The 26,529-nt window shown below is 64.9% G+C and carries 22 protein-coding genes; 16 read left to right on the forward strand and 6 right to left on the reverse strand.

The annotated features are described in order from the left end of the window. Positions 1-161: 161 nt before the first annotated feature. The 3 genes from G6N13_RS13605 to G6N13_RS13615 all read right to left on the reverse strand — a co-directional run bounded on the left by G6N13_RS13605 (position 162) and on the right by G6N13_RS13615 (position 2,958). A complete protein-coding gene (locus G6N13_RS13605; protein ID WP_163702087.1) occupies positions 162-1,463 on the reverse strand; it encodes an acyltransferase family protein in 1,302 nt (433 codons plus the stop codon). Positions 1,464-1,878: 415 nt separating this feature from the next. Further along, on the reverse strand, positions 1,879-2,382 hold the full coding sequence (locus G6N13_RS13610; protein WP_163697770.1) for an Rv2253 family sensor-like surface protein: 504 nt from the start codon (positions 2,380-2,382) through the stop codon (positions 1,879-1,881). A gap of 81 nt (positions 2,383-2,463) precedes the next feature. After that, a complete protein-coding gene (locus G6N13_RS13615) occupies positions 2,464-2,958 on the reverse strand; it encodes an NUDIX domain-containing protein (RefSeq protein WP_407663928.1) in 495 nt (164 codons plus the stop codon). Positions 2,959-3,038: 80 nt separating this feature from the next. Here G6N13_RS13615 and G6N13_RS13620 point away from each other — a divergent pair, with 80 nt between their 5' ends. Together G6N13_RS13620 and G6N13_RS13625 are read left to right on the forward strand one after the other, a co-directional pair. Next, a complete protein-coding gene (locus G6N13_RS13620; RefSeq protein WP_163697774.1) occupies positions 3,039-4,439 on the forward strand; it encodes an acyl-CoA synthetase in 1,401 nt (466 codons plus the stop codon). After that, positions 4,436-4,777: a VOC family protein gene (locus G6N13_RS13625; protein WP_163697776.1), complete on the forward strand. Its 342-nt coding sequence runs from the start codon at positions 4,436-4,438 to the stop codon at positions 4,775-4,777. The genes G6N13_RS13620 and G6N13_RS13625 overlap by 4 nt, the downstream gene beginning before the upstream one ends. 12 nt (positions 4,778-4,789) lie before the next feature. Here G6N13_RS13625 and G6N13_RS13630 read toward each other — a convergent pair whose 3' ends face one another. Next, entirely contained in the window at positions 4,790-5,482 is a 693-nt protein-coding gene (locus G6N13_RS13630; protein WP_163697778.1) for a LuxR C-terminal-related transcriptional regulator, read from the reverse strand. Positions 5,483-6,660: 1,178 nt separating this feature from the next. Here G6N13_RS13630 and G6N13_RS13635 point away from each other — a divergent pair. From G6N13_RS13635 to G6N13_RS13695, 13 genes are all read left to right on the forward strand, one after another. Next, positions 6,661-7,599: a LuxR C-terminal-related transcriptional regulator gene (locus tag G6N13_RS13635; protein WP_163697780.1), complete on the forward strand. Its 939-nt coding sequence runs from the start codon at positions 6,661-6,663 to the stop codon at positions 7,597-7,599. 432 nt (positions 7,600-8,031) lie between these two features. Then, the gene (locus G6N13_RS13640) at positions 8,032-8,325 is read left to right on the forward strand and encodes a hypothetical protein (protein WP_163697782.1); all 294 of its coding nucleotides are present in this window, start codon (positions 8,032-8,034) and stop codon (positions 8,323-8,325) included. A gap of 50 nt (positions 8,326-8,375) precedes the next feature. Further along, positions 8,376-9,224: a glycosyltransferase family 2 protein gene (locus G6N13_RS13645; protein WP_163702089.1), complete on the forward strand. Its 849-nt coding sequence runs from the start codon at positions 8,376-8,378 to the stop codon at positions 9,222-9,224. 131 nt (positions 9,225-9,355) lie between these two features. Further along, positions 9,356-10,348 carry an NAD-dependent epimerase/dehydratase family protein gene (locus G6N13_RS13650; protein WP_163697784.1) on the forward strand — a complete coding sequence of 331 codons (993 nt, stop codon included), beginning with the start codon at positions 9,356-9,358 and terminating at the stop codon, positions 10,346-10,348. Next, a complete protein-coding gene (locus G6N13_RS13655; RefSeq protein ID WP_163697786.1) occupies positions 10,338-10,790 on the forward strand; it encodes a hypothetical protein in 453 nt (150 codons plus the stop codon). The genes G6N13_RS13650 and G6N13_RS13655 overlap by 11 nt, the downstream gene beginning before the upstream one ends. Next, on the forward strand, positions 10,787-12,022 hold the full coding sequence (locus G6N13_RS13660; RefSeq protein WP_163697788.1) for an FAD-dependent oxidoreductase: 1,236 nt from the start codon (positions 10,787-10,789) through the stop codon (positions 12,020-12,022). The genes G6N13_RS13655 and G6N13_RS13660 overlap by 4 nt, the downstream gene beginning before the upstream one ends. A 28-nt stretch (positions 12,023-12,050) precedes the next feature. Next, positions 12,051-13,019: a glycosyltransferase family 2 protein gene (locus G6N13_RS13665; RefSeq protein ID WP_163697790.1), complete on the forward strand. Its 969-nt coding sequence runs from the start codon at positions 12,051-12,053 to the stop codon at positions 13,017-13,019. After that, entirely contained in the window at positions 13,016-13,801 is a 786-nt protein-coding gene (locus G6N13_RS13670; protein WP_163697792.1) for a polysaccharide deacetylase family protein, read from the forward strand. Before G6N13_RS13665 ends, G6N13_RS13670 begins: the two co-directional genes overlap by 4 nt. Positions 13,802-13,805: 4 nt before the next feature. Continuing rightward, positions 13,806-15,191 (forward strand): lipopolysaccharide biosynthesis protein, encoded by a 1,386-nt coding sequence (locus tag G6N13_RS13675; protein ID WP_163697794.1) that lies wholly within the window; start codon positions 13,806-13,808, stop codon positions 15,189-15,191. A 22-nt stretch (positions 15,192-15,213) separates the two neighbouring features. Then, positions 15,214-17,328: a hypothetical protein gene (locus tag G6N13_RS13680; RefSeq protein ID WP_163697795.1), complete on the forward strand. Its 2,115-nt coding sequence runs from the start codon at positions 15,214-15,216 to the stop codon at positions 17,326-17,328. 398 nt (positions 17,329-17,726) lie between these two features. Further along, the gene (locus tag G6N13_RS13685; RefSeq protein WP_235677755.1) at positions 17,727-18,695 is read left to right on the forward strand and encodes an ATP-grasp domain-containing protein; all 969 of its coding nucleotides are present in this window, start codon (positions 17,727-17,729) and stop codon (positions 18,693-18,695) included. A 77-nt stretch (positions 18,696-18,772) separates the two neighbouring features. Beyond that, the gene (locus G6N13_RS13690; protein ID WP_197746795.1) at positions 18,773-20,002 is read left to right on the forward strand and encodes a GH39 family glycosyl hydrolase; all 1,230 of its coding nucleotides are present in this window, start codon (positions 18,773-18,775) and stop codon (positions 20,000-20,002) included. Positions 20,003-20,785: 783 nt separating this feature from the next. After that, positions 20,786-22,246: a PE family protein gene (locus G6N13_RS13695; protein WP_163697799.1), complete on the forward strand. Its 1,461-nt coding sequence runs from the start codon at positions 20,786-20,788 to the stop codon at positions 22,244-22,246. 71 nt (positions 22,247-22,317) lie between these two features. On the opposite strand, the gene dapD is transcribed toward G6N13_RS13695, so the two are convergent. Beyond that, a complete protein-coding gene (gene dapD, locus G6N13_RS13700) occupies positions 22,318-23,262 on the reverse strand; it encodes a 2,3,4,5-tetrahydropyridine-2,6-dicarboxylate N-succinyltransferase (RefSeq protein WP_163697801.1) in 945 nt (314 codons plus the stop codon). Between the two features lie 98 nt (positions 23,263-23,360). Between dapD and dapE the strand changes: the two genes are divergently transcribed. Continuing rightward, positions 23,361-24,437 (forward strand): succinyl-diaminopimelate desuccinylase, encoded by a 1,077-nt coding sequence (gene dapE, locus G6N13_RS13705; protein WP_163697803.1) that lies wholly within the window; start codon positions 23,361-23,363, stop codon positions 24,435-24,437. On the opposite strand, the gene G6N13_RS13710 is transcribed toward dapE, so the two are convergent. Next, a complete protein-coding gene (locus G6N13_RS13710; RefSeq protein WP_163697805.1) occupies positions 24,422-26,485 on the reverse strand; it encodes an ATP-binding protein in 2,064 nt (687 codons plus the stop codon). The genes dapE and G6N13_RS13710 overlap by 16 nt on opposite strands. Between the last annotated feature and the right edge of the window lie 44 nt (positions 26,486-26,529).

A 26,529-nucleotide genomic window follows, 5' to 3' on the forward strand; every position in this document is an offset into this window, starting at 1 on the left:
GGATTCGAAGCTTGTACGCGACCGGTATGAGCGCCGATCCGACGAGCAAGCAGGCCAGGAACGCCGAGCCTACCCAGCGGCAAGCAGGTCAGCGGGCAGCGAGATGTCCGCCGCCAGCAGGGGTGCTGCTCGCCGTCCTGTCGCCGTGTGCTGGCTGGCCGTCAAGCTCGGTGTCGACGCCTACCGGTAGGTGCCAGCGCCACGAGCGTCACGCCAACGGCGAACCCGATGCTGGCCGCGACGGGGAATCGTCCGTCAGGCGCGAAGCCGAGCGTGGCGAAAACGGTCATCGTGACGGCGATCCCGACTGTGCCGGCCAACAGAAATGCTTCGCCAAACCACGCCGGGATGCTGACCGCGACAGTCGGCAGCGATGCGGAGAAAAGCCTTCGGCCCCACCACAACAACGCCAGTTCGGCACCGGCGACCACCGTCAGGATCGCGACCCAGCCCAGTCGGAACCACCACCAGGCCGCCGTGCCGAGCGTCGGTTGCGGCAACAGTCCGGTCGGATATCCGGCCAGTGCCACGATCACGACCGGCACCATGTGCCACAGGTAGAGCGCCATCACGTTGTCATTGGCGACAGCCAGGATACGTTGGGCACGAGCCGATTTCAGCAGGCGGTTGACGACCGGGACGGCGGCCAAGGCGATTCCGGCCTCGGTGCAGCCAAGTGCCAGCAGCGCCAGGTTAGGCGGTCCGGTGTTATCCACGACGGCGCCGGGAACCCCGATCATGCAGACCGGATAGGGTCCGACAGTGACCAGCAGCATCAACACGATTGCCGAACAGATGGCAAGCGCGATCGGCACCCAGCCGCGCAACTTGCCGCCATGCCAGGCTATTCCGAGCTGGTAGAGCAGTCCCCACACCAGTAGATAGTTCAGCCACCCGATGTACTGCAGATGGGCTCCGATGGTGGCGACGTCGATCGCGGCGATCGCCACGGTCATCACGACGGGCACCCACAGACCCCAGCGGCGGTGTGCGGCCACTGCGATCGGCGTCAGCGCGACCACCAGGACGTAGATCCCCAGGAACCACAGGTGCATGGCCACCGCCCAGGCGCCGAAGTCGAGCTCCGAGCCCGCGACCCGGACCCCGCGCAGCACCGCCACGACCACCAGTGCGAACACGACGTAGACCGCGGTCGGCCCGATCGGCCGAACGAGCCTACGCCGCAACCATTCCTGCCGGGATTCTGCCCCGCTGCGGTGCGCCCACGAGACCGCGCTGGCGTAGCCGGCGACCACGAAGAACACCGGAACCACCTGGAAAATCCAGGTGAGCCATTGCGTCCAGGGTAGATCGACCAGTGGGTTGTCCCGCCAGAACCCGCCATCGGAATAGGTCAGCGACGCCGCCATCCAATGCCCGACCACGACGAACAACAAGGCAACCACCCGATAGAGATCCATCGAGTGGTTGCGTGCCGTCGTGGTGGCCACCGTGTCAGTCATCGTTCTCCATTGTGCGGAAGTGCCCACGACGGCGCAGCGTCCACCCATCGGGGCACGTCGACGAGTCGTTGCGCGCAGCATCGGGGTGTCGACCAACGCCATGTGCGCCACGCCAACCCCGACACCGTAGTGCGCCACTCTCATTCTGAGCACGGTTGCGAACTGCTCGATGCCCGCGTTGGCCACCACCACGTCGATCCCACCGAACCGGGTCGTCGCCGCCTCCTCTGCGGCCGGCACCGGTGATCAGCGCTACGGGGTCCCCGGACACCGATCCCTCTTGAGCGATGCCAGGCCCAGGCCGGCCAAGAGTGCCGCGCCACCTCCGGTGACGTCGAGGACGTTGGTGAGCAAGCATTGCTGCAAGGCGCGTGCCTGCAGCTGTGGTGACGAGTTCGGGCGCCCTTCAAGGGTCTCAGGCCGGGAACGCCGCGACCGGCATGACTACGCTGCCCCGGCAGGGGCCCGAGCTGATGTCGGTGTGCCAGGTGCCGCGCAGGGATCCGTCGGGCTGCGGTGTGTAGAACGCCCACGATGTCGCGGGGCTCCATTGCTTCTGGTAACCGTCGCCCAGGAAGCAGTCCCAGACCCAGTCGTAGGTGGTGGCCCACTCCGTGCCGTTCCAGCTGTAGCGGGTCGGCTGCGGGATGGTTGGGTTACCGGGTGCGGGACCGTCCACGACGGTGGCTGCGCAGGTGCCGCCGGCGCACGCGGTCGCCAGGGTGAAGACGGCGCCAAAGTCGTTTTCCTTCTGGCGGGTGGCCGGACTGGTGCCCGCCTTCTGCGAGGCATAGGTCACCATCTGATAGCGGCCGTTCCAGGCCAGGGGCTGACCGTGCGCCGAGGCGGGGCTCAGCAGTCCCGCGGCGCATATGGTGGCCGTGACCAGCAGAGCGACACCCAGACGGCCCGATTCCATGACACCTCGAATGGTCGTTGCGAGGGTTCAGTCTAGCCGTCGGTAAAACTCACCTGTCACATCTGTCCCACGGCGCGCCGGTCAGTATTCGACACGCTCCCGGAGCAGCAAGAGTGCATACGCGGCGATCGACTGCGAGTCGGTGATCACGCCGTCCCGGATCATCTCTTCGAACCGGCTGCGGGTGAACCATGTGAAGTGCATGTCCTGCTCTTCGTGTTCACGCTCGTGTTCGCCCTCGGTGAGGTCGGTGGCCAGGAACACCCAGCCACGCTGGCTGAAGATGCCCGGCGCGACGTCCAGATGACCGAGTGACGCCAGCGAACCGGCAGTCAAACCGGTCTCCTCGCGGAGCTCGCGCGCCGCCAGCTCGGCCGGCTCGATATCGGGCTCGCCCGGAACCGTGCCCATCGGGAATTCCCAGCGCCGCGCGCCGATCGGATAGCGGAACTGTTCCACCAAAGCCAACCGATCGCCGTCCACAGCGATGACCACCGCGTAGTCCGGCCTGTCGACAACGCCGTAGATACCGGCCGAACCGTCCGGTCGTTGAACAGTGTCCTCACGCACCGACATCCAGCGGTTGCGGTACACCTCGCGCGATGAGAGCTGGATGATGGGCTTCACCACGCCAGTATCCCGGTAGCGTCGCGGGTGTGTTGCTGGCCGCCCTGAATCCCGCTGCTGTCGCCGCCGGAGCCGATATCGGCGACGCCGTGCGTATCGACGGTGCCGTGTTGTCCCGTAGTGATCTCGTCGGCGCGGCCACCTCGGTGGCCGAGCGGGTCGGCGGCGCCGGCCGGGTGGCCGTGCTGGCCACGCCCACCGCCACGACGGTGCTCGCCATCACGGGCTGCCTGATCGCGGGGGTGCCGTTCGTCCCGGTGCCCGCCGACGTCGGCGTCGCCGAACGGGCGCATATCCTGACCGATTCCGGTGCTCAGGCCTGGCTGGGGGAGCAGCCCGCAGACCTCGGTGGTCTGCCGCACGTGCCGGTCCGGCTGCACGCGCGGTCGTGGCATCGCTATCCGGAGCCGCCGCCGCAGGCCACCGCGATGGTGATGTACACCTCCGGCACCACCGGTCTACCCAAAGGTGTGCTGATCAGTCGGGGGGCGGTCGCCGCCGATATCGACGCGCTGGCCGCGGCCTGGCAGTGGACCCCCGAGGACACACTCGTGCACGGGCTGCCGCTGTTCCACGTCCACGGCCTGATCCTCGGTTTGCTCGGCTCACTGCGGGTGGGAAATCGCTTCGTGCACACCGGAAAACCCACCCCAGCCGGTTATGCCGCCGCCGGTGGTTCGCTGTATTTCGGGGTGCCCACGGTGTGGTCCCGGGTGGTGGCCGACACCGAGGCGGCCACCGCGCTGGCCTCGGCGCGGCTGCTGGTATCGGGCAGCGCGGCGCTGCCGGTGCCGGTATTCACCCGGCTTGCCGAACTGACCGGACACCAGCCCGTGGAGCGGTACGGCAGCACCGAGTCGCTGATCACCCTGAGCACTCGGGCCGACGGCGAGCGTCGCCCCGGCTGGGTGGGCCTGCCGCTGGCGGGGGTGCAGACCCGGCTGGTGCGCGAGGATGGTGCGATCGCCGAGCATGACGGGGAAACCATTGGGAGCCTTCACCTTAAGGCACCCACCCTGTTCGACGGCTACCTCAACCGGCCCGATGCCACTGCCGAGTCGTTTGATCCTGACGGGTGGTATCGCACCGGGGATGCCGCCGTGATTGACGACGGTGGCATGCACCGCATCGTCGGCCGCGAGTCGGTGGACCTGATCAAGTCCGGTGGTTTCCGGGTTGGTGCCGGTGAAGTCGAGACGGTGCTGCTGGGTCACCCCGGCGTCGACGAGGTCGCCGTCGTAGGCGTGCCCGACCCGGACCTCGGCCAGCGCATCGTCGCGTTCGTGGTCGGCGATGCCCAACCCGGCGAGCTGATTGAATATGTCGCCGAACAGCTTTCGATCCACAAGCGGCCACGGGAGGTGCGGCTGGTCGACTCGCTGCCGCGCAACGCGATGGGCAAAGTGATGAAAAAGGAGCTCATGAAGTGACGCTGCGGTTCAGCGAGATCTGCATCGACGCCCATGACATCCATGCGCTGTCCTCGTGGTGGTCGACGGTGCTGGGCTGGCCGGCCGAGCCCACCGACGACGGTGACATCGTGCTTCGGGCGCCGACCGGTGCGGACTGGTTGTTCTTGGCAGTACCGGACGGCAAGGTGGTCAAGAACCGCATTCACTTCGACTTCACGCCCGACGATCAGCAGGCCGAGGTCGAGCGGGTGCTCGCACTGGGTGCCCGGCGGGTCGACATCGGTCAGGGCGAGCAGAGCTGGGTGGTGCTGGCCGACCCGGAAGGCAACGAGTTCTGCATCCTTGCTCGTGGTTAGTGCTTTAGTGCGTTAAGCCGCACCCGGCGGCCTTTTCATCCGACTGCGGCCGCTTGGCGACTGGTCCAGGGTCCGCAGCCGTGCCGCGGCTTCGGCTCGAGACCGAACGCCTAGCTTGCTCAGAATGCTGTGAACGTGGTTCTTGACGGTATGGACTGCGATGCACAAGAGTGCTGCGATCTCACCGTTCGACATCCCCGTTTCCAGTAGTCGGAGGATTTCCTCCTCGCGGACTGTGAGAACAGCGTCCTGTGTCTGCACGTGCTGTCGTGCAGCGACTTCGGACAGTCGCCGCAACAGAATCGCGCCAACGTGAGCCGAACAGGCGGACTCGCCGTTCATGATTCGTTGGATCAACGTCAGCAAGTCATCGAGCGATTCGGACCGTAGGTGATAGCCGACCACGCCAGACTCGGCGCAGGACACGATCTCTGATTCGTCGTCCTCGGATACGCCGACCGCGATCACTCGCGCGTTGGCCACGCCCACACTGAATCGCAGCAGCGCGGCGCTGTCCCGAGTGCCGATGTTCAGCAGGATCATGTCCGGCGGGCGATCTTCGATCGCATGGCGTAGAGACTCCAGATCCCAGGCAGACCGCACATCCCCGCCATTGGCACTGAGATGAGCGGCGAGACCGTCGCGGTAGAGCGTGCAGTCGTCGACGACGAGGAAGCTGACGGCGCGGGCGAATGGCGTGACCATCGTCAGCCTCCCATCTGTCTCAAGGCGCGGGCCGCACGGTTTGTCACCCCGGGTGACCTGACCTGCGACGAGTCGCGGTTACTGGTTGGTAATAAGTCGAAGGCACCGCTAGCAAATTTTTGAAGAGTCGCTACGACGATCGGGGCCTGGGCAGAGTCGCGGTAAACAACGTTGAAGCTGCCGAAGAGACACGTGGATCGACTCTATCAAACAAACGTTAGCTTTGTCTATGGTTTTTGGAACTTTTCCGCGTTCGGAGCCGCATTAACAGCCCGCTCTAAGGTTGCTACCAGCCTGGTTTTGGTGCCAATCGGACATTTGTCAGGCGTCGACACTTGTCGTCGTGCCGGGTGTGGCCCCTCGGCGTCGGGCAATCAGTTCGATCGAGGTCTTTAGCTGGAAGCGCCGTGCTGAAGCCATTTGGCAGTTGCAGGCATAGATCTGAGCAACCCTGAATCCGACGGGGATTTCGGCGGCGGCATTCGCCCCGCGGACATTTCCCTCGACTTCGCTGTCGGGCAGTTGCGGAAGCGGGCGCTAATTCGCCCCTGTCCAACGGGCGAATGGGTCTGACTGGATGCCGTGACGTCCAAGGCGCCATCGCAGGTGGGCATTATCGGCCCGGCTCAGAGGCGCGTTGGGGCAGGGCGGGAAGCAGTCGACGTAGCGAGGGCCCGTTGCCGCGTTCTCACAGTATATTCCGTTGCAGTGCAATGGACTTCATATCTCGCAGAGTAACCGGATTGTCCTGCAGAGAGTTTCGTTGACGCCACTGACCGGACGGAATCCCGACATCGGCCGCATTGCCGAAACATATGCGCCGGCGGCGGCTGCCGACGGGGCGCCGATTGCCCGGACCGATCGATATCGGCAGTGCACGATCCCGCGATCGTGCCCGTCGACCGCGGATTCCGGTCAGTCGGCGTAGGTTGCCGGCGATCGAAAGCCAGCCGCTTGCAGCCATCCTCGCTCGATGTACTCGAGGGTGGCGCGGTGTGGCCGAGGGCGTGATCGCTGGCCGGGTTGATCGGAAATTTGCGGAGGCGCACCACGAAGCGGGTGACATGAATGATTCGGGTCACCTCGAATCATGCGCGAGAAGCCGCGGTGTTCGATAGCTGGCGCGTCGGAGGACTCGCAGACTTCGTCGGCGTTGACGTTGGATCAGTACGTGACCCGTGACAAAACCGACCTTCGGGATCACAATGACCTTCGCGTGGCTGAGCGGCGCAGCCAATTCCCACCGACCGGGAGGTTGCATGCTGATGAAAACAGGCGCGGTGCTCGAGACTTCGACTAGCTCCGCGATCCTGCTGATCGAATGTATTCACTCGCAGTCTGTTTCCGGCAATGACGAGAAGATGGCGAGCCGGATTGCGGATCGCGAGAACGCCGAGCCGTTGGTCGGCTCGGCGATTCCGCCTGCGTCAGCGTCGACGCGCGTTGCGGCGAGCGGCAAGGGGCGACTCGGCGAGAACAGGATTTTGATCGTCGATGACTGCACCTTGTACCGCGAGAATCTCGCCTTTATCCTCGCCGCCGACGGGATCAAAACCCTCAGTGCGGCATGGGATCTGCCATCGCTGCTGTCGGCACTCCGGTCGCACGCACCCGATGTGGTCCTGCTCAGCACGACGACGAGAGACAGCGCGACTCTGCTTCGCGAGACCCTGGAAATCAGTCCCGGTACCAAGGTCATCGTCCTGGGTCTGGCCGAGGACGACGAGTCGGGAATTCTCAGCTGCGCGGCGGCCGGCGCAGTGGGTTTTCACCTCAAGAAGGACTCGCTGGACGAGCTGTTGACCCTGCTTCGCGAGGTGCCTTCCGGGGAATCGTTTCTGCCGCCTCGCGTTACGAAGATGTTGCTCCAGCGGCTGTCCACGGGGAGGCCGAAGCAGCACCTCCTAGTACGGGAACTAGTTCTGACTACCCGCGAGGCCCAGGTCCTTCGAATGCTACGTATGGGCCTGTCGAATCGGGACATCTCGATTGAGTTGGATATCGCAATTCCTACGGTTAAGAACCATGTTCACCGGGTTCTGACGAAGCTCGGTGTACGCACACGCGCAGAGGCTGCAGCCCTTCCTCCTGGACTTCTGCCATACCTGGATGGGTGAAACGATCTAGACCGAGGTCCTGTCTGAAATTGGCCCGGATGACCCATGTACTAGTCGGGTGCCGCATCGGATAGTGAAGCGGTGTTCAGTGGACCAACGCTCAAGCATCGCAACCTGTTGCGCAGTGTTCTGCTGACATCGCTCGTGCCCGCGACGTTGTCACTGTGGGCAGCTTCGGGACGGACTTTGTTTGTTGGGCCCTACACCGACTTGGTGCGGTGGCTCGGCACGCGGGACGACCTGGTGGAGCAGCGGACGCCATCCGGCCGGGGCTCGACCTTGGTCGAGTGCTTCTCTGCTGTCTCGATGAAAACCGCGCGCGAAGACTGCTTTTCGTCGTCCACGCCCCGAGGTTCTAAACCAACCGATAGCGGGTCGGGATGGTACTCCTTCGGCCGGCTCGAACGTGGTGGGCGAAAATGCGGGGACACGATGACTGACTCATACCGGACGGTCGGCAATCTGGTGGGTGGCGCCGATGGTGAGATCGCCTTCAAAGCCGAGCAGGTGGCCGAAGCGATCACCGAAGCCGTCACCATTGGAGAGGCGTGCGGTGCCCTCAGGGCCGTGGGCTTACAGGCGTACATCTCCGGCAACCGAATCACGGTCGACGACGAAATATGCGTCCAGTACTTGGGTCTGGGGTTGGGGCCAGTGGGCCCCACCGAAGCCAGATGGGTGATCTACCAGATCGCCTGCAATCTCGCCAACCACAACAGGGGGTAAAAAGCATGGAGCTAGCCGGAACGACGAACACCACCAATTTCGGGTCGGACATGTTGCAGCCAAAAGGGTCTCACCTGCACGGTGGTCTTGCCGCAGCAAGGACCGCGTCGGATGGGCACCGAGCGGCACGGACCTCGCCGACCGTGAGTCTGGTGATACCGGCTCGAAATGAAGCGCGCAACATCGCGTGGGTGCTCGAGCAGATACCCGAGACCGTCGCCGAAGTGATTCTGGTTGACGGCGACTCGACTGATGCCACTGTGATCACAGCGCGGAGCTACCGGCCGGATATCAGGGTGGTGCGGCAAGACGGCCCGGGCAAGGGTAGCGCGTTGCGAAGCGGCTTTCTCGCGGCAACCGGCGACGTCATCGTCATGATGGACGCGGACGGCAGCATGGTTCCCCAAGAGATCAATCACTTCCTGCATTTCCTTGCCAGCGGATACGACTTCGTCAAAGGCTCGCGATTCATCGGCGGTGGTGGATCTCTGGACATCACCCGATTTCGGCGGCTCGGCAACCGATTTCTCCTTCGGGTGTTCAACTATCTCTACGATGCCGAGCTGACCGACCTCTGCTATGGGTTCTGCGCGTTCCATCGCCGCTACCTCGAACATCTCTCGTTGTGTTCGACGGGTTTCGAGATCGAAGCCGAAATGATCGTTCGAGCGATGCAGGATGGCCTCCGGATTGCCGAAGTCCCGAGCCTGGAATTGCCGCGCCGATCGGGACAATCCAACCTTCATTCCATCCGGGACGGCATCCGGGTACTGCGAATCGTGCTGGACCGGCACAACTCCGGAATGCCGGTACTACTGGCCAGGGTGTTGCCCGCGAACGATGACTCCGGTGCCAACATCCAGAGAATCCAGACGAGTGCCGACCGGCAGATTCCCTAGCGGCTAGCTCGAAATCAATCTGTGGTTCAGGCCGACTGGCTGTCTGAATCGAACTCATCGGACGCGTGCCACCGCGCCACGGCGGTCGATCGACAGCACGTCGTCTCATCGTTCCGATCGGGAGGTAGAAGATGCGAACATTGGTGACCGGGGCAGCCGGGTTCATCGGATCCACTCTGGTCGATCGCCTGTTGGCGGAAGGCCACCAGGTAGTCGGCGTGGATAACTTCAGCACGGGCAATCCGGCCAACCTCGATGCCGCCAAATCCCGCGGCGCTTACCGAGGGCGCTTCAGCCTGATGAAAGTCGATGTTCAGGCGCCTGAGCTCACCGATATCGTCGCGGGTGCCAACCCTGATGTGGTTTTTCACCTCGCTGCACATGTCGATCTCAGGGCTTCGGTCTCCAATCCCGAATTCGACGCCCGTACAAATATTTTGGGCACCATCAATGTCTGCGAAGCAAGTAGGCGGGCCGGCGTGAAGAGGGTCGTCTACGCCGCCTCCGGAGGCTCGCGATACGGGGTGCCTGCCCGCCTTCCCGTCGATGAAAGTTGCCCGGTCGGGCCGCTCTCTCCCTACGCGGTGGCGAAGCTGGCCGGCGAGTTTTACCTGGGCGCCTACGCGGAGATGTACGGCATGGCCCCGATCTGTCTCGGACTGGCCAACGTCTACGGCCCGCGCCAGAGTCCGACGGGGGAGGCCGGGGTGATCGCGGTATTCGGTAGTGCCCTGCTTACGGGGCGTCCGGCCACTGTGTATGGAGACGGCACCTCGACCCGTGACTACGTGTACGTCGGCGACGTGGTCGATGCGTTTGTCCGTGCTGCTGAGGCTCCGGTTGCGGTGGTGGGCACGTACAACATCGGCACCGGCATACAGACCACTGTGGCCGACGTGTATCGCATGATCGCCCGGGCCCTTGGCGAGTCGTCGGAGCCACGCCACGCAACCGTGCGCACTGGTGAACTTCAGGCAATTGCGTTGGACACAAGCCGATCTGAACGTGATCTCGGGTGGCGACCAGCTGTCAAGCTGTATGAGGGCATCCATCGCACGGTCTCGTGGCTGCGCACCGTTGTCGAGCCCCCATCGAACTACGAGGGTGCCTGCCGTGCGTCGTGACGTGGTGTCGATGATGCTCGTGCTGCGGCCGCCGGGGCGAGCCGGCAGCCTCGGCGGCCGTTTGCGCGCCGCGGCGCTCACGATAGCGGGCGGAACCGGGCTCGCCGTTGGCGTCAGTCAATCCGTACCGTCCGGGCGCGCGGTGGTTCTCGTCTATTTGTTGGCAGCACCGGCGCTGGCGATAGGGCGGCTCCTTCCCAGCTTCAGCGCGCAGGTTGCCCTGTCAATCGGCGCGGCGGGCGCCGTTGCCATCAATGCCCTTGTTGCACTGACGATGCTGGCGGCTGACGCGTGGTTCCCTGCCGCCGGAATCGTCGTGGTGGGGCTGGTGTCGGCTCTGATCCTGCTAATGCCACGAGCGGAGTTCCCGGATCAGGAAATCAATCGTTGCACGCACGTCACTGTCAACGACCATCTGATATCGAAGGGTGTGAACACATGACCAGGGTTGCGATCATCGGAGCAGGACCATACGGACTTTCGATTGCGGCGCATTTGCGTGCGCGCGGCATCCCGTTCCGGATCTTCGGCACACCAATGAGCAGTTGGCGCCACCACATGCCGGCGGGAATGATGTTGAAGTCCCAGCCTTTCGCTTCGAGCCTGAGCGCACCGGGCGGGCAGGGATCGCTCGCCGCCTATTGCGCGACGAAGGGAATTCCCTACCACGACATCGATATTCCAGTCAGTCTGGAGTTGTTCACCGAGTACGCGCTGGATTTCCAGGAAGGCTTTGTCGAAGTTGTGGAGCCGCGGCAGGTGGTGGCGCTGGATCGCACGAACGACGGCTACCTGCTCGAGCTCGACGACGGTGAGGTTCTCCCCGCGGACCTCGTCGTCTGCGCGATCGGCATCAGCTACTTCGATCAGATTCCTGAGGAGCTGCAGCATCTTCCGAGCCAGCTGGTCAGCCACACCGCAGCCCATAGCGACCTATCCGATTTCGCCGACCGGCGCGTCGCCGTCGTCGGTGGTGGCTCGTCAGCGGTGGACTTCGCCACCCTCGCGCACGAAGCAGGCGCGCACGTGTCGGTGGTGGCGCGACGCCCGGTGAAGTTCACGCCCACACCACCGCCGGGACCACGACCGTGGTGGCAACGGATTTGCTACCCGTCGTCAGGTCTTGGCCCATCGATACCGTTATGGCTGTACGAGAAGGTCCCGAACCTGTTCCGGCACCTGCCGGGGGGTGTCCGGCTCAGGTTGATTCGGCGGGTCCTGGGGCCGCAGACGCCGTCGACGATGAAGGCTCGGTTCGAGGCCGGTGTCGGGGTCACGGTCGTCGATCGGATCGAGCAGGCCCATCCAGAACGGGGAAAGGTCCGGCTTGTTCTCGCGATGCGCGACGGTCGTCGACGCGAGATGACCGTCGACCACGTGATCGCCGCAGCGGGTTACTACCCGCGGGTCTCGTCGGTCGACTTCCTCAGCGAGGAGCTTCGCTCGTCGATCCGCACGCATGCCGAAATGCCCGTTTTATCAGCAAAATTCGAGAGTTCCGTGCCGGGTCTGTATTTCGTCGGGCTGCCCGCCGTCAACAGCTTCGGCCCGCTGATGCGGTTCGTTGTCGGTGCACAGTACGTTGCCCCGCGGGTGGCTCACGAGGTGGCACGCCGGGTGCGGGCGCTCGAGCCAACAGAAAGCCGGAATCGCACAGCGGATCCGGTTCGGTAGCGGGCCGGAGACGTTAGGGAGGTGCACTATGACAGTCGCGAACTCGGGCCATGCCGTCACCGCGTCGGTGGTGATCTGCGCCTATTCTTTTAATCGCTTCGACGACACTCTTGCCGCGGTGGCATCGGTTCGAGGCCAGAGCGTGAAACCGGCGGAAATCGTGGTCGTCGTCGACCACAACCCGGATCTCTACCGGCAATTCAGCGAGGTCCTGGCTGATGTGACGGTAGTGGAGAATCGTTACAAACAGGGCCTTTCCGGCGGCAAAGACACTGGCGTGGAGATGACCTCGGGTGATGTGGTGGCCTTCCTCGACGACGATGCCGTCGCTCATCCCGATTGGCTGGCGCACCTGTGTGCAGGCTACGCCGATGAGCGCGTCGCCGGTGTGGGTGGCACTACGTTGCCGTTGTGGGCATCAGAACGGCCGCGCTGGTTCCCTGAGGAATTCGACTGGGTACTGGGCTGCACCTTCACCGGAAGGGAACCCGGGCAGGTTCGGAACTTGCTGGGCGGCAACGCCTCGTTCCGTCGGGAGGTCTTCTCGATCGCTGGTGGATTCCCCAGCCATATGGGCCGCACATCGGCGGATCGACGCCCGCTGGGTTGTGAGGAGACCGAATTCTGCATCCGAGTGGCTCAACGCCGGCCCGACTGGATATACATGTTCGAACCTCGAGCGGTGATCTGGCATCGGGTCGGGGCCGAACGGGAACGGTTCGCCTACTTCCGGTCTCGGTGCTTCGCCGAAGGTCTGTCCAAGGCTGCCGTAACGCGCAGTGTCGGATTCTCTGACGGACTCGCCGCTGAACGGAAATACACGACCCGGATACTCACCCGCGGGGTTGCACGAGGCCTCGGCAGCGCCTTGAGCGGTGACTTGGCCGGGCTCGAGCGCACCTGGGCCATCTCGGTGGGTCTACTCACCGCCGCGGCCGGATATGCCCGCGGGGGTGCTCCGGTCCGCCGAGGGCGGGCGATGACGGGCGTCGAATGATCCAGTCGGTCCCCATCCTGATGTATCACGCTGTCGCCGAGCGGCCCCCGTCGACAACCAGGCGGCTCTCGGTCAGTCCCCGAGCGCTGGAGGAACAGCTCGCCTACCTGGTCGCCCACGGGTTCACCGGTCTCACATTCGCCCAACTCGCCAGGGCATTCCGGTCCGGTACGGAGCTGCCTGAGCGGCCGGTGGCCCTGACATTCGACGACGGCTACGCCGATTTCGTGTCCGATGCCTGGCCCATCTTGTCGCGGTACGGTTTCTCGGCAACCGTTTTTGTCACGACCGGCTGGATCGCCGACGCCGGCGCCCACGCCGCGGGGCGCTCACCGGATCGCATGATGAGTTGGGCACAGATCCGGGAGCTGGCTGCGTCGAATATCGAAATCGGGGCGCATAGCCACAGCCACCCCGAGCTCGACCAGATCGATGTCGCCCAGATGTCGCATGAGCTCATGGGCAGCCGCGAACTGCTCGAGAACGGTATCGGAAGGGGGGTCACCACCCTCGCATATCCGTTCGGGTACGCGAGTGCACGAGTCCGGGCCGCAGCTCGAACTGCCGGTTTCGAAAGTGCGGCAGCCGTCAGAAATATGCGAGCGACACGGTCTGACGATCCTTTCATGTTGCCGCGCTTAACGATCCGACGGGCCACCAGTATGGCTAGCTTCGCGGCGATGGTGTCGGGGCCGGGCGCCACGATCCTCCGCTGGGAACGTTTGCTGACAGCCGGGTGGGCGCCGCTACGCGCCGCCAAACGCTCGGCCAGACGGAGCTGACTCGATGTCTGAGCGAATTGAGTTGGAGCCATCGGCGTCGAGCGTCGGCGAGCCCGTCGAAAGCCCGGTCCGTCGAGGTGGCGAAGTCGACAGCGCAGACGGCGGGTTGTTCCTTCGCAATGCCTACGCACTCGTGCTCAACACCGGGATCACCGGGGCCCTCGGACTGGTGTACTGGTTTCTGGCCGCGCACCATTACCGCGACGCCGACGTGGGACGTGGCTCGGCGGCGATCTCCGCTCTGATGGCGCTGACGAGTCTGGTATCGCTGAACGCGGCAGGAACGCTCAATCGCTTCATACCCAAGGCCGGTAAGCACTCGTTCGCTGTGGTTGCCTGCGCCTACGTCCTCACCTCCGCCGCCGTTGCCGCTCTGGCCTTCTGCTTTCTCGCCACGCTCAGCTGGTGGGGAGGGCCGGTATTCGATCTCCTACGTACGCCGAGCATGCAGCTGTGGTTCGTCGGCGGGGCGGTGGTCGCGAGTGTGATCACCGTGCAGGAGAGTGTCCTCACCGGGCTGCGAGCTGCCGTGTGGGTGCCGTTGTGGAACGCCATTTTCGGCGTCGCGAAGATCATCCTGTTGTTGTTGCTCGCCGGATCCATGCCCCGTTCCGGAGTCTTCTTCTCCTGGATCGTCCCCATGGTCGTGATCATGTTTCCTGCCAGTCTCCAGATCTTCGTGTGGCTGCTGCCACGGCACATACGCAGGACAGCTCCCGACATCGCGTTGCAACGCGGTCAGATTGGCCGGTTCTTCGCGGCTGACTACCTTGGTGCGCTCTTCATGTTCGCGACCATGTTCCTCGTCCCCGTCCTCGTCGCGGCCCGTGTCGAAGCCCACACCTACGCATACTTCTTCCTGGCATGGTCCGTCGCAGGCATCTTGAACATGGTCGCGTGCAATCTGTCGACGTCCATGGCGGTGGAAAGCGTCTATGACATGGGTAGTTTGGCCCGGCACTGCCGCGCGGCGCTCACCCGTGCAGTGGGCCTGCTGTTGGTCGGCGTAGTGGGAGTCAGCCTCGCCGCGCCGTACGCACTGGGGCTGTTCGGGCCTGGCTACCTCGACGCCGCTCCCGTGCTGCAGCTGCTGGCGTTCGCCAGTCTGCCGGCCGGGATCATTGAAATCTACCTCGGCACCCTCAGAGCGAGAACTCAACGACGGCAAATTATTTGGGTCCAATCTGCGCGCGGGATGCTGGTGTTGGCATTGGTCGTCGTGTTGATGCGCTGCTCCCAGTTGTTCGCGGGCTTCGGCGACCCGAGGATCACTGCGGTGGGAGTGGCGGTGCTGGTTGGCCAGGGTGTGGTGATGCTTGCCGTGCTCCCAGGACTCGGGCGAGTCCTCGGGTACCGCCGCCACTCGCTGCACGGGTGTGCAAGCCGATGAGCGCATACCGATGAGTCGCCAGGTGGTCGACGACCTCGAAGCGGACGTTGTGGCGCCCACGCTCTCGAGGAGAGCCGGAGCTGGTGGCTGCGAGCCGAAATCAGAACGGCGCCAAGAAGGCCAGCAGGTCACCGTCGCAGCACTGTGTCTCACTACTGCCCTTGCCGTCTTGCTCTTGGTGGCGAGGTTGCCCACCGTCGATCTTCACGCTATGACGGGGTTGGGACTGCTTTCAGTGCTGCCGTTTTCTACTTTGGCCGGGCTCGCGCTGCTCGGCGTCGGCTTCGTCGGGTCGCTCTCCCTTCGCCGGCCCCACGCCTGGCTGTTGGGCATCCAGCTGGTGATTCTTGTCCTTTTCCTGCATGGGATTACGGTCTTGGTCGAATCGGAGCCTCGATTTCCGATCACCTGGTTCCACGCTGGTTTTGTCGACTTCATCTCGCGCACCGGCACTGTGGCAACTGAACTCGATGCTCGATGGTGCTGGCCGGGCTTCTTTGCGCTGGCGGCGTTCTGGCTCGGCTCGGGCCGGCTTTCGACCTTGAGTCCGGTGCTTTCCCTCGCCCCGGTGCTCAGCAATCTGCTGTACCTGGGAGCGCTCGCGCTGATCATGAGCGCGATCAAGATGTCGTTGCAGGCCAGATGGCTTGCGGCGGTGTTGTTTTGCCTCCTGAACTGGATCGGGCAGGATTACTTCAGCCCGCAAGGGTTCACCTATCTGCTCTATCTGGTGTTCATCGGAATTGTCGTCAAGTGGTTCAGCAGCCTCGAGCGGACGGTGAATCGGCATTGCAAGCCGGCCCGCGTGTGGCACTGGGTATGGCAAGGGTCGTCCTCCGGTGAATTGCCCTCTGCCCCTGCGCGTCCGGCGGAGCGGGTCGTGCTGCTGGCGATCCTCGTGGGTTTGTTCTGCGCAGCGACGGTGAGCCACCAGCTGACACCGTTCGTCATGGTGATGAGCGTCGTGGGGTTGATAGTGGCGCGTCGATGCACGCTTACCGGGCTGCCCACGATATTGATCGTGATCCTGCTGGCCTGGATCAGCTATATGACCGAACCGTATTGGGCGGGTCATCTGAAGGACATGGTGGGCAGTGTCGGTGATGTGAGCGGCACCGTCTCCTCGAGCGTCGTCGCGCGTGCTTCACGCGGCAGCGACGAGCACCAGCTGGTCGGTCAGGCGAGGATGCTCACCGCCGGACTCCTCGTGGCCATGGCCGCGTGGGGGTTACTGAGGCGACGCCGCCACGGGATTGAGGACCGTGTACTCCTCGTCCTCGTCGCCGTTCCGGTCGGTCTGGTGTTCATGCAGAGCTACGGCGGCGAGATTGCCTTTCGGGTATACCTTTTCATGCTCGGACCCGCATGCATCCTGGCCGCGTTGTCCTTCTTCCCGGACCCGGAGAGCCGGCCGACGGCGCTTGCCCGGGGTGGCGTCGGTCTATGCGTCCTAGCGCTCTCGTTCTCCTTCTTCGTGACGCGATACGGTAACGAGCAATTCGAGCAGATATCCGACGGTGCGGTCGCCGCGGTAGAGACGGTCTATTCCCTCACGCCCAACGGCGGCAGATTTCTGTTTGTCAGCCCGCATATCCCCGGGGACACGCCGTTCATACCAGTCGGCTACCGCGACGTCGAACGGGTTGATTGGGATCGCCTCGATGCTCCCATCGAGCCCGCCGATGTGACGGGTCTGGTGGACGTCATGCGGGAAGGCGGACCCGGGACCTACCTGATCACCACACGAAGCCAGGAGAACTACCTGACATTCGGGTCGGGTTACCCGCCGGACTGGGGAACGCAGTTTCGCCGCGCAATGGCAGCTGCGCCGGGCGTGCGCGTGGTCGTCGACAACCCAGACGCATCGGTATACACCTTCGATTGGCGGCCTGGGCAAACGCCAAAGCCGTTCATACCCCCCACCACCGGAGTTCAGATCCGGCGCACGCCATGGACTCCGGTCGGCGTGGCATTTCTGGTCATGGCACTGAGCCTGCTCGGTCTGCGCGAGGTCTGGCGGGTTTGCCCTACGCGCAACGACCCGAGATGGCTGCGCCTCCTCACCCTTGCCGCGTCGCCGGTACTGGCCGGGTTCGTTCTCGTCATCGCCGAACGCTTTGTGGTGCTGACGACATGAACGCCGACGGACAGGGACCGAAGAGGTCGAGCGATAAGGGGCGAACGGCAATGAAACTCGATGTGCTGCAACCGAGGTATTCAGCCCGCGCCGAATCAGCCCCTTCGCGGATTCACGCTGACCGCTCGGTCCCGGCGGTAGTAGTCAAGATCGGACGGTATCCATGGCACCACGGCGGTGTCGGCGCAATCAGAAGCCTGGGGCGCCTGGGCATTCCGGTGTACGCAGTCACCGAAGACGCCTGGACCCCGGCGGCCATGTCCCGTTATCTTCAAGGCCGATTCATCTGGCCGACAACAGGCCTCGAGAACCCGGCGAGGCTCGTCGAAGGGCTCCTCGATATCGGGCGGTTGATCGGGCGGCCGTCGGTGCTCGTGCCCACTGACGAGGAAGCAGCAGTGCTGATCGCCGAACATGCCAACGACCTGGGGGACACCTTTCTGTTCCCGCGGATCGCGCCGGCGCTGCCCCGGCGGCTGGCGAGTAAACGGGGGTTGCACGAGCTGTGCCTCGAGAGCGCTGTCCCAACGCCCGCGGCGGCCTTTCCCACGAGCCTCGATGAATTGGAGAAGTTCGCATTCGACGCGACATTTCCGTTGGTGGTGAAGAATTTGGAAGCGTTCGAGCGGCGCCGCGCACCGGTGGTGGGCGGCACCACCCGGGTCGACAACCCTGCCGACCTCTACGCGCTGGCTCGCGGCTGGGGCAATACGTTCAGCGTGATTCTGCAGGAGTACTTGCCGCGCGAGAGCGCCGAAGATTGGATCGTGCACTCCTATTGCGATGAATCATCAATTCCCCTAGTTCAATTCACGGGTGTGAAGGTTCGTTCGTTCCCACCGCATGTCGGCATGACAACGTGCGCGTATGCGGTAGGCAATCCTGCTCTGCAGGAGATGACCACCCAGTTCGTCAAGAGTATCGATTACCGGGGCTGCCTCGATCTCGACTGGCGGTACGACCGGCGGGACGGCCAGTACAAACTCCTCGATTTCAATCCTCGGGTCGGCGCGCAGTTCCGGCTATTCGAAACCGAGGCGGGGGTCGATGTCGTGCGTGCCCTTCATCTCGACCTCACCGGACGCGATATTCCGTCTGCGGGACAGGTTGAAGCGCGCCGCTTCTTACTGGAGAATCTCGATCTTCCTGCCCGATTCGCCTTTCGCAACAGTGACTACTCAACACCGTCGGCTCCCGCCGGCCCGTCGTCCACCGAATTCGCCTGGGTGGCCCGCGACGATATGAGGCCCTTCTTCTTCATGGTGATCCGGATGATTCCTCCTGCGGTTGCGCGGCTTTGGCAACGCTGGTGGACCGGTCGGCGGCGAACACGCAGTGGGCGGGCGGGGCGAAGGGCGCAACCATGACGGGCCGCGCCGGCGCCGTGCCAGGCTGGGAAAAGAAACGTTGGAGAGTCCTCGTATCGGGAATTCTTGTGGTCGTTATGGTTACCAGTTGCACGGGGAACAGCCACCGCGATATCGACCCGCCTGGCTGGGGTTTCACTCACACCCAGTTCAGCGCAGATGCCGGTGACGCCGACGCGGTCGACACCGCTGTGAAGGCGATCAGCGAGGTGCCGATGATTCAGGCCCAGCACATCATGGGCTTTGGAGCTGACAACCCCGAGTCGTCGCCTGGCCAGTTCAACTTCGACAGCCTCGACCGGCGCATGGACTTCATTCGTCGGACCGGAGGAATTCCGGTGATCATCTTGTGCTGTGCCCCCGACTGGATGAAGGGTGGCCGGCCTGGGACCACCGACTGGGACCGCTTGGAGACTGCACCGCTTCGCGAGCATTTCGCCGACTTTGCCGCGCTGAGCGCTGTCGTTGCGAAGAGGTACCCCTACGTGCGTCACTTCATCGTGTGGAACGAGTTCAAAGGCTTCTTCGATGACGTCAAGAACCGATGGGACGCAGCCGGATACACGGATCTCTACAACGCTGTCTACGACGCGCTGAAGTCTGTCAACCCTGCCAACCAGGTCGGCGGTCCCTATCTCGACTTCGACCATCCATCAGATCCTTCGTACACCTCACTCGATCTACGGGGTCCATGGGGAGCTGTCGACCAACGGGTGCTCGACGCGTTCGTCGAATGGAATCAGCGCCGTAGGGGTGTCGACTTCGTCGTCGTCGACGGGCACGCGACGGTGTCCGAAGGCGTTGCGGATGAGTTCGCGGCGCTGGAAAAGTTCACTGCCGTCAACGACTGGCTCCGAAAACAAGTGAGCGTGCCCATTTGGTGGGCCGAGTGGTACGTCGAGCCGACTCGACCGGACTGGACGCCGCAGCACCGGATAGCACTGCGTGTGGCCGCGATGATCAAGCTCGCGAGTAGCGGAGCCTCCGTTGTCCTGTATTGGAATCCACGCCCGGAGAGCGCCGTCTGCGCGGTCTGTCTGTGGACTGATACGCAAAAGCCCGGCGGGGGACAGCCACTGCCGTTTCTGACCGACGTGCTGGCGCGGTTCGCCCGGTCGTTTCCGCCGAATATTCCACGCTCGACTGTCCAGGTGGGCGACGGGCTGCTGGCGCTGGCATCCCAGCGTGCTCTGGTGATTGTGAACACGACCGGCGTGACGGCCAGTGCATCTGTCGATGGCCGGCGAATTGATGTGTCGCCTTACGAAGTGCGCTGGCTTGCAGCGCATGCCGGCACCTGGAGTTAACAGTCCGGCACGGTCATTCATCGCGAAATCATGTGATTCTTCGTTGCCAGCGTAGCTGCTCGCCCACTCGGATTGGCCCAAAGCTGTGCTGATCGGCCGTTGCTGGGCGGTTTCCGTTAGCAGTGAATCCCGTGTCCAATTCCGGTATGTAGTACAGGGCTAGGCCTTTTGGCTCATTACCAGGCCTCGGTGGTGGCCGGATCCATCACGCCGCGTGCGTGTTTCGTGGACCCGCGTCCGAGTCAATACCGTTGGTATGTAACAGGAAACGGAGTGCAGTGGCATGGTTCGTGGCTCACGAGCCGGGTCTTCGAGAGTGGTCATCGACACAACCCGGCGGATACGAACACACGAAAAGATCTAGGCCTAGATCTAATTCAAGATTCGCTCTGATGGACTATGTACTGATACTCAGGGTGGGCCGATATTGGGGACTGTCCGTTTAACTCAACAACGTCGTTCGAGACCATTGGTGGGCAAGCGAATTGATTGCGGGATATCTCGCAACCGCACCGTGACAGTTAACGCGCCAGGTGTCGACGCAGGTATTACTCTGAGGGGGCTACCTTGTCCAAATATCATGAGTGCGCGCCGCAGTCGTCGGCTCGCCGATACGTCACGTCCGGAGCATGTTTGGCGATCGGGGCCGCAGGAGCAGCGACAGTCGGGATCGGTGTCTTTCTGGCCGTCCACCCTGTCTGGCCGGATTCTGTTGTCACTGCTGACGTGCAACTGGCCTCGGTCGATTCACCGCTGCCCTTAGGGCCGCCGACTATCTGTGCGGTGTCGAATGGATCCTGCGACAGCCTGTTCCGGACGCACACCCCGTCAGCCTCGGTCTCGGCGATCACGACGGGCGCCGCGGCCCAGTTGGCCAAACAGCAGCCGATGTTCGGTCCCGGCGGTTGGTTGATCGGCAACGGTCTCAACGCAAATGCCGCCACCTGCACCGCACCGTGCAACGGCGGCAATGGCGGGCTGCTGTGGGGCAATGGCGGCAACGGTGCCCTAGGCGGCAGCGGCGGCAAGGGTGGGTTGTTGTTCGGCAACGGAGGCAACGGGGCCAATGGAGCTGACGCCGTCTATGACGCGACGACAGGCAAGCTGATCGCCGCTGCCACGGCCGGCGGCAACGGCGGTGCCGCCGGGCTCTTCGGTCACGGCGGAAATGGCGGTAAGGGCGGCAACGACATTCAGGCCATGCCTCCCGTTGATGCGCAACCTCTAGATGCCACTGGCGGAGCCGGGGGCAAGGGTGGCAGAGGTGGCCTGATGAGAGGCGATGCCGGCAACGGCGGCCAGGGCGGTAACGCGTTGGCACTTTATGGCAATGCCACCGGCGGCGCTGCCGGACAGGGCGGATCAGCGATGATGGGCAACGCCGGCGACGGTGGTCTTGGCGGTACCGCGCAGGCTCAGGGTCTCGGGTTCACCGCGCATGGCGGTAACGGCGGCAACGGCGGCTCGACCATGATCGGTAATGCTGGAAACGGTGGCAAAGCGGAATTCGGTAGCGCGAACGACGGTGTGGGGACCGGCGGGACGCCCGGAGTCGGGGGGAACGCACTGATCCTCGGAAACGGGGGCAACGGCGGATGGGGTGGTGACAGCTATAACAACCTGCCGGCCGACCCGTCGGGCTCCGCCGATATCACTGGCGTGACCGGTGGCGCCGGGGGCCACGGCGGGCTGCTCGGCGGCGACGGGGGCACCGGAGGCGAAGGCGGCTACGTGCGTTCCCGGAACGGTGACGCCACCGGTGGCGCCGGCGGAGTCGGCGGCGGGTCGAACATGGGCACCGGCGGCCACGGTGGCCTCGGCGGCTACGCCGACTCCTACGGTTCGGGGACGACGGCGACCGGCGGTCGCGGTGGCTCCGGCGGTCAGTCGGTGATGGGCGATGGCGGTACGGGTGGAACCGGCGGCTCCAGCGATGTCTATTGCTCCGATGACACCGCGAGCGGCGGTACCGGCGGGACCGGTGGCCGATCAGTCATCAATGGGTCGGGCGGCGCCGGCGGTACGGGCGGCTACGCCGAAGCTGCCAAAGGCGGGACGGCATCCGGAGGTGCCGGTGGCACTGGTGGAAAGGGCGGATTTGCGGCCCGTCCCGGCGGCAAGGGCGGCGACGGCGGCAATGCGGCGGGCGGCAAGACCAACACCGGCGGGACCGGGGGCGCGGGAGGGGCCGGCGGCACCGGGGGAGCACACGGTCCAAGCGGCACCAGCGGAAAGGGCTCCTAGCCCTCCGGGACGGGGGAACCCCGAGCCGGCCGCGGGTGGAGTTCCCCTTCCCCCGCGGCCTCCGGCGTCAGTCAGTTGGCGTGCAACGCCTCGTTGAGTGCGATGCCCTTACCGTCACTAGCCACCACTTCGACCGCGCCGGACACCGAATTGCGCCGGAACAGAAGGTTATTCGCGCCGGAGAATTCCCGGGCCTTGACGGTCGTGCCGTCCGGGGTGGTGACCTTGGTGCCCGCGGTCACGTACAGGCCGGCCTCGATGATGCAGTCGTCGCCGAGTGAAATGCCCAGCCCCGCATTGGCGCCCAGCAGACAGCGCTTGCCCACCGAGATCACCTCGGTGCCACCACCGGACAGGGTGCCCATGATCGAGGCACCGCCACCGACGTCGGAGCCGTCGTCGACGACCACACCCGCCGAGATGCGGCCCTCCACCATCGAGGCGCCTAGCGTCCCAGCGTTGTAGTTCACGAAGCCTTCGTGCATGACGGTGGTGCCCGGCGCCAGATGTGCGCCAAGGCGCACCCGGTCGGCGTCAGCTATCCGCACACCGGACGGCAGCACGTAGTCGACCATCCGCGGGAACTTGTCCACCCCATAGACCGTCACGTGCCCGCGGCTGCGCAGTCGCAGCCGGACGTCCTCGAAGCCCTCGATCTGGCACGGCCCGAAGTTGGTCCACACCACGTTGGTCAGCAGACCGAAGATGCCGTCCAGGTTCAGCCCGTGCGGCTCGACCAGCCGATGCGAGAGCAGGTGCAGCCGCAGGTAGGCGTCATAGGTGTCGGCGGGTTTGTCGTTCAGGTCGGCGATCACCGTGCGCACGACGATGGTCTCGACACCGCGCGCCACATCGGGTCCGGCCAGGGCCGCCAGATCGTCGGGCACCTCGGCGACCGAGAGCCGGGTGCTGCCCGCCGGGCTGTAGGCGCCCAGCTCGGGGTCCGGGAACCAGGTGTCGAGGACGATGCCGTCCTCGGTGATGGTGGCCAATCCGACGCCCGCAGCAGAAGTCACGGTGCTCCACCGTAATACATCGGCGCCGCCGGCTGACACGAAAGTTTTCGCTCACCACGGCGGAGCGCAGCGCCCCTGAGAAGCTAGCCTGGGAAGTTGTGTCCGACCCTGTACTAGACCTGAGGGCTGACCCGATCGCGCTGACCGCCGCGCTCGTCGACATCCCGAGCGTCTCGCGTGACGAGGCCAGGATCGCCGACGCGGTGGAAGCCGCGCTGCGCGCGCAAACGACTGGTTACCAGATTGTCCGCAATGGGAACGCGGTGCTGGCACGAACGAACTTCGGCCTGCCCTCGCGAGTGGTGCTGGCCGGGCATCTGGACACGGTGCCGATAGCCGATAACGTGCCGTCCCGCGTCGAGGGCGATCACCTGTTCGGGTGCGGCGCATCGGATATGAAATCCGGTGACGCGGTCTTCCTGCACTTGGCTGCCACCATCGCCGAACCGGCCCACGACATCACGCTGATCTTCTACGACTGCGAGGAGATCGAAGCCAGTGCCAATGGGCTGAACCGCATCGAGCGTGAACTGCCGGACTGGCTGCAGGCCGACGTCGCGATCCTCGGTGAACCCTCCGGCGGCTATATCGAAGCCGGCTGCCAGGGCACCCTGCGGGTGGTTATCTCGGCCGACGGTACCCGCGCGCATTCGGCGCGATCATGGTTGGGCGACAACGCAATTCACAAACTCGGGGCGGTTCTGGACCGGCTCTCGGCCTACGATGCCCGCATCGTCGACATCGACGGCTGCACCTACCGGGAGGGCCTGTCGGCGGTGCGGATCGAGGGCGGCGTGGCCGGCAACGTCATCCCCGATGCCGCGGCGCTGACCGTCAACTTCCGATTTGCCCCCGACCGCTCACCGGAGGCGGCGCTGGCCCATGTGCGGCAGGTGTTCGACGGCCTCGACGTGCGCCTGGAGCAGACCGATGTGGCTGCCGGTGCGCTGCCGGGATTGCAGCACCCTGCGGCAGCCGCGCTGGTGGCGGCGGCCGACGGACTGGTACGCGCCAAATACGGCTGGACCGACGTCGCCCGCTTCGCCGCGCTCGGCGTCCCCGCGGTGAACTACGGCCCCGGTGATCCGAACCTGGCGCACAAGCGTGACGAGCGGGTGGCGGTCGCCCAGATCAGCGCCGTCGCCGACACCTTGCGGCGCTACCTGACGGCCTGAACCCCGGCCTCGGCCAGTTTCGCCAGCGCGGCGGCGGCGTGGGTGTCGCCGAGGCGCTCAGCCTGCTCCCACGCCCACACCGCGGTTCCCAGCTGTCCGGTGCGCTCGGCGCCACGCGCCGCCTCGCGCGCCGCCAACACCGCGCCGTCGACGTCACCCATCGCCGTCAGCTGCCACGCTCGCGCCACCGCCAGCTCGGGGGCGAACAACGCCGACTTGGTGCCGTGCCGGGACTCGGCCCGGCTCAGCGTCTTGGCCGACCCGGCGATATCGCCCTGCTGGGCCTGCGCGGTGGCCAACAACATCAGCGACAGCGGTCCCCAGGAATAGCCGGTCCGATCCAGGGTGGCCGCGGCCGGGGCCAGCAGCCGCGCCGCGCCCGCCGGATCGCCCTGGGCGATCAGCACCTGAGCCATCAGCACCTCACCGATCGAGCGGCCGGGCTGGGCCAGCTCGGCAAAATCGGTGAACTCCCCTGCGGTGTCGTGCGCCGCCTCCGGCCTCCCGGCCATCAACAGTGTGGTCGTCTGCGCCAGCCCGACGGTGAACCGCAACAGTCCGGGATGCTCGGCACCCAGCGCCCGCTCAACAAATGCCCCCACCTGATCGAACCGGCCCATCCGCGCCGAACACAACGCCGAGGCGCTGGCCCCCCACGCCACCGCCATATCCGGCGCCTCCGGGGCGGCCAGTACTTCGGCGGCGATCTCGACCGCTCTGGCGAGGTTTCCGGCGTTCATCGCGAACGTGGCCGACAGGGCATCCAGCGTCAGCCGGTCGGCTGTCGTGCTGATCCGTTTGCGGATGTTCTGCAGGAATGCGGTGGCACGCTCGGGTTCCGAGAGCATCCAGAACTGGTTGGCCGCCCGCGGTAAGGCCCACGCCATCACCTCGGCTTCCGATAGCGCGTCGGCATCGACGTCGGCCAGTACCGAATCCGCTTCACGGCCGCGCCCCTGCCAGGCCAGCGCATAGCTCAGCGCCAGCCGGGCATCGAAGCGCTCACCGCGCTGAAGCGCCGACGCGGCCAGCCGCTCGCTGACGTTCAGATCGCCCAGCCGCAACGCCTGCTGAGCGGCGGCCACCACATCATCGACCGACTCGGGGGCATCGCTGTCCAGGGCCAGTACCGCGCGGCCCAGCCGGTCGGCGAGATCGCGGCTGGGTACCGTCGCCAGCTGGTTCACGATCTCGGTGCGCAGCCGGCGGGTATCAGCAGGATCGGCGGCCTTGGTGCCCCGCTCGAGGAACAGCGGGTGGCCGGCATAGACCATCGATCCGAATAGCGTTGCTGCTCCGGCTAATTCGGCTTGGTTGACGCCGTCGTCACCGGCCAGCGCGACCAGATCGGAACGCGAGAGCGGTTCGCGCACGCCCAGGTAGGCCAGCACGGTGCGAACCGGCGCGGGCAGCTCGGCCAGATAGGCGTCGATCAGCGCGTCCAATGAGGTGGCCACCGAATGTGTCTGCGTCAGCATCCGCAGCTCCAGCGGGTTGCCCCCGCTACGCCGGTAGGCGTCCTCGCGTGGTTCGTCCAATGCCGCCAGCACGAACTGAGTTTCGGCCTCGTCCAGCGGACCGACATCCAGGCGGGCCAGTAAACCGTCCTCCCACAGTGCGGCGACCGCCGACGGCAGCGCCCCGCCCGCGCGTACCGTCACGACCAGCCGCACCTGCGGCTGGCGGGCCAGCTGATAGACCAGGGTGGCCGAGAGCGGATCGAGCAGTTGGGCGTCGTCGACGATGATCAGCGTGCTGTCCGTTTGGGCCAGAAGCGAATCCAGCGCTGAGCGGATCAGCGCCGCCGGCTTGCCGACCTCACTCACCTCGACCAGCGGACCGAACGCCCCGAACGGCACCCTGGCTTGCGTCGCGGTGGCGATCACCCGCACCGGGCTCTTCTCGCCCAGCCGATCGGCGATCTGTTCGGCCAGCGTCGTCTTACCGGTCCCGTCAGCGCCCACCAGCGCCACTGCCCCCTGGCTCTCGAGGAGGTGGATCGCAGTGTCTACAGCGTGGCGCGGCGCGAGAGGCCACCGAATCGGCATAGCCGGACTTTATTTGCGCAGGCCGCCAACGGGAGGGCAATAGC

It is taken from the genome of Mycolicibacterium sarraceniae, assembly GCF_010731875.1.
Taxonomy (GTDB): Bacteria; Actinomycetota; Actinomycetes; order Mycobacteriales; family Mycobacteriaceae; genus Mycobacterium; species Mycobacterium sarraceniae.

Bases quoted from the DNA above. Each gene is read 5' to 3' on its own strand.
- G6N13_RS13610 (WP_163697770.1), bottom strand. From the start codon at position 2,382: ATGGAATCGGGCCGTCTGGGTGTCGCTCTGCTGGTCACGGCCACCATA.
- G6N13_RS13670 (WP_163697792.1), top strand. From the start codon at position 13,016: ATGATCCAGTCGGTCCCCATCCTGATGTATCACGCTGTCGCCGAGCGG.
- G6N13_RS13710 (WP_163697805.1), bottom strand. From the start codon at position 26,485: ATGCCGATTCGGTGGCCTCTCGCGCCGCGCCACGCTGTAGACACTGCG.
- G6N13_RS13645 (WP_163702089.1), top strand. From the start codon at position 8,376: ATGTTGCAGCCAAAAGGGTCTCACCTGCACGGTGGTCTTGCCGCAGCA.
- G6N13_RS13640 (WP_163697782.1), top strand. From the start codon at position 8,032: ATGACTGACTCATACCGGACGGTCGGCAATCTGGTGGGTGGCGCCGAT.
- G6N13_RS13605 (WP_163702087.1), bottom strand. From the start codon at position 1,463: ATGACTGACACGGTGGCCACCACGACGGCACGCAACCACTCGATGGAT.
- G6N13_RS13690 (WP_197746795.1), top strand. From the start codon at position 18,773: ATGGTTACCAGTTGCACGGGGAACAGCCACCGCGATATCGACCCGCCT.
- G6N13_RS13615 (WP_407663928.1), bottom strand. From the start codon at position 2,958: ATGTCGGTGCGTGAGGACACTGTTCAACGACCGGACGGTTCGGCCGGT.
- G6N13_RS13630 (WP_163697778.1), bottom strand. From the start codon at position 5,482: ATGGTCACGCCATTCGCCCGCGCCGTCAGCTTCCTCGTCGTCGACGAC.
- G6N13_RS13675 (WP_163697794.1), top strand. From the start codon at position 13,806: ATGTCTGAGCGAATTGAGTTGGAGCCATCGGCGTCGAGCGTCGGCGAG.
- G6N13_RS13660 (WP_163697788.1), top strand. From the start codon at position 10,787: ATGACCAGGGTTGCGATCATCGGAGCAGGACCATACGGACTTTCGATT.
- G6N13_RS13665 (WP_163697790.1), top strand. From the start codon at position 12,051: ATGACAGTCGCGAACTCGGGCCATGCCGTCACCGCGTCGGTGGTGATC.
- G6N13_RS13650 (WP_163697784.1), top strand. From the start codon at position 9,356: ATGCGAACATTGGTGACCGGGGCAGCCGGGTTCATCGGATCCACTCTG.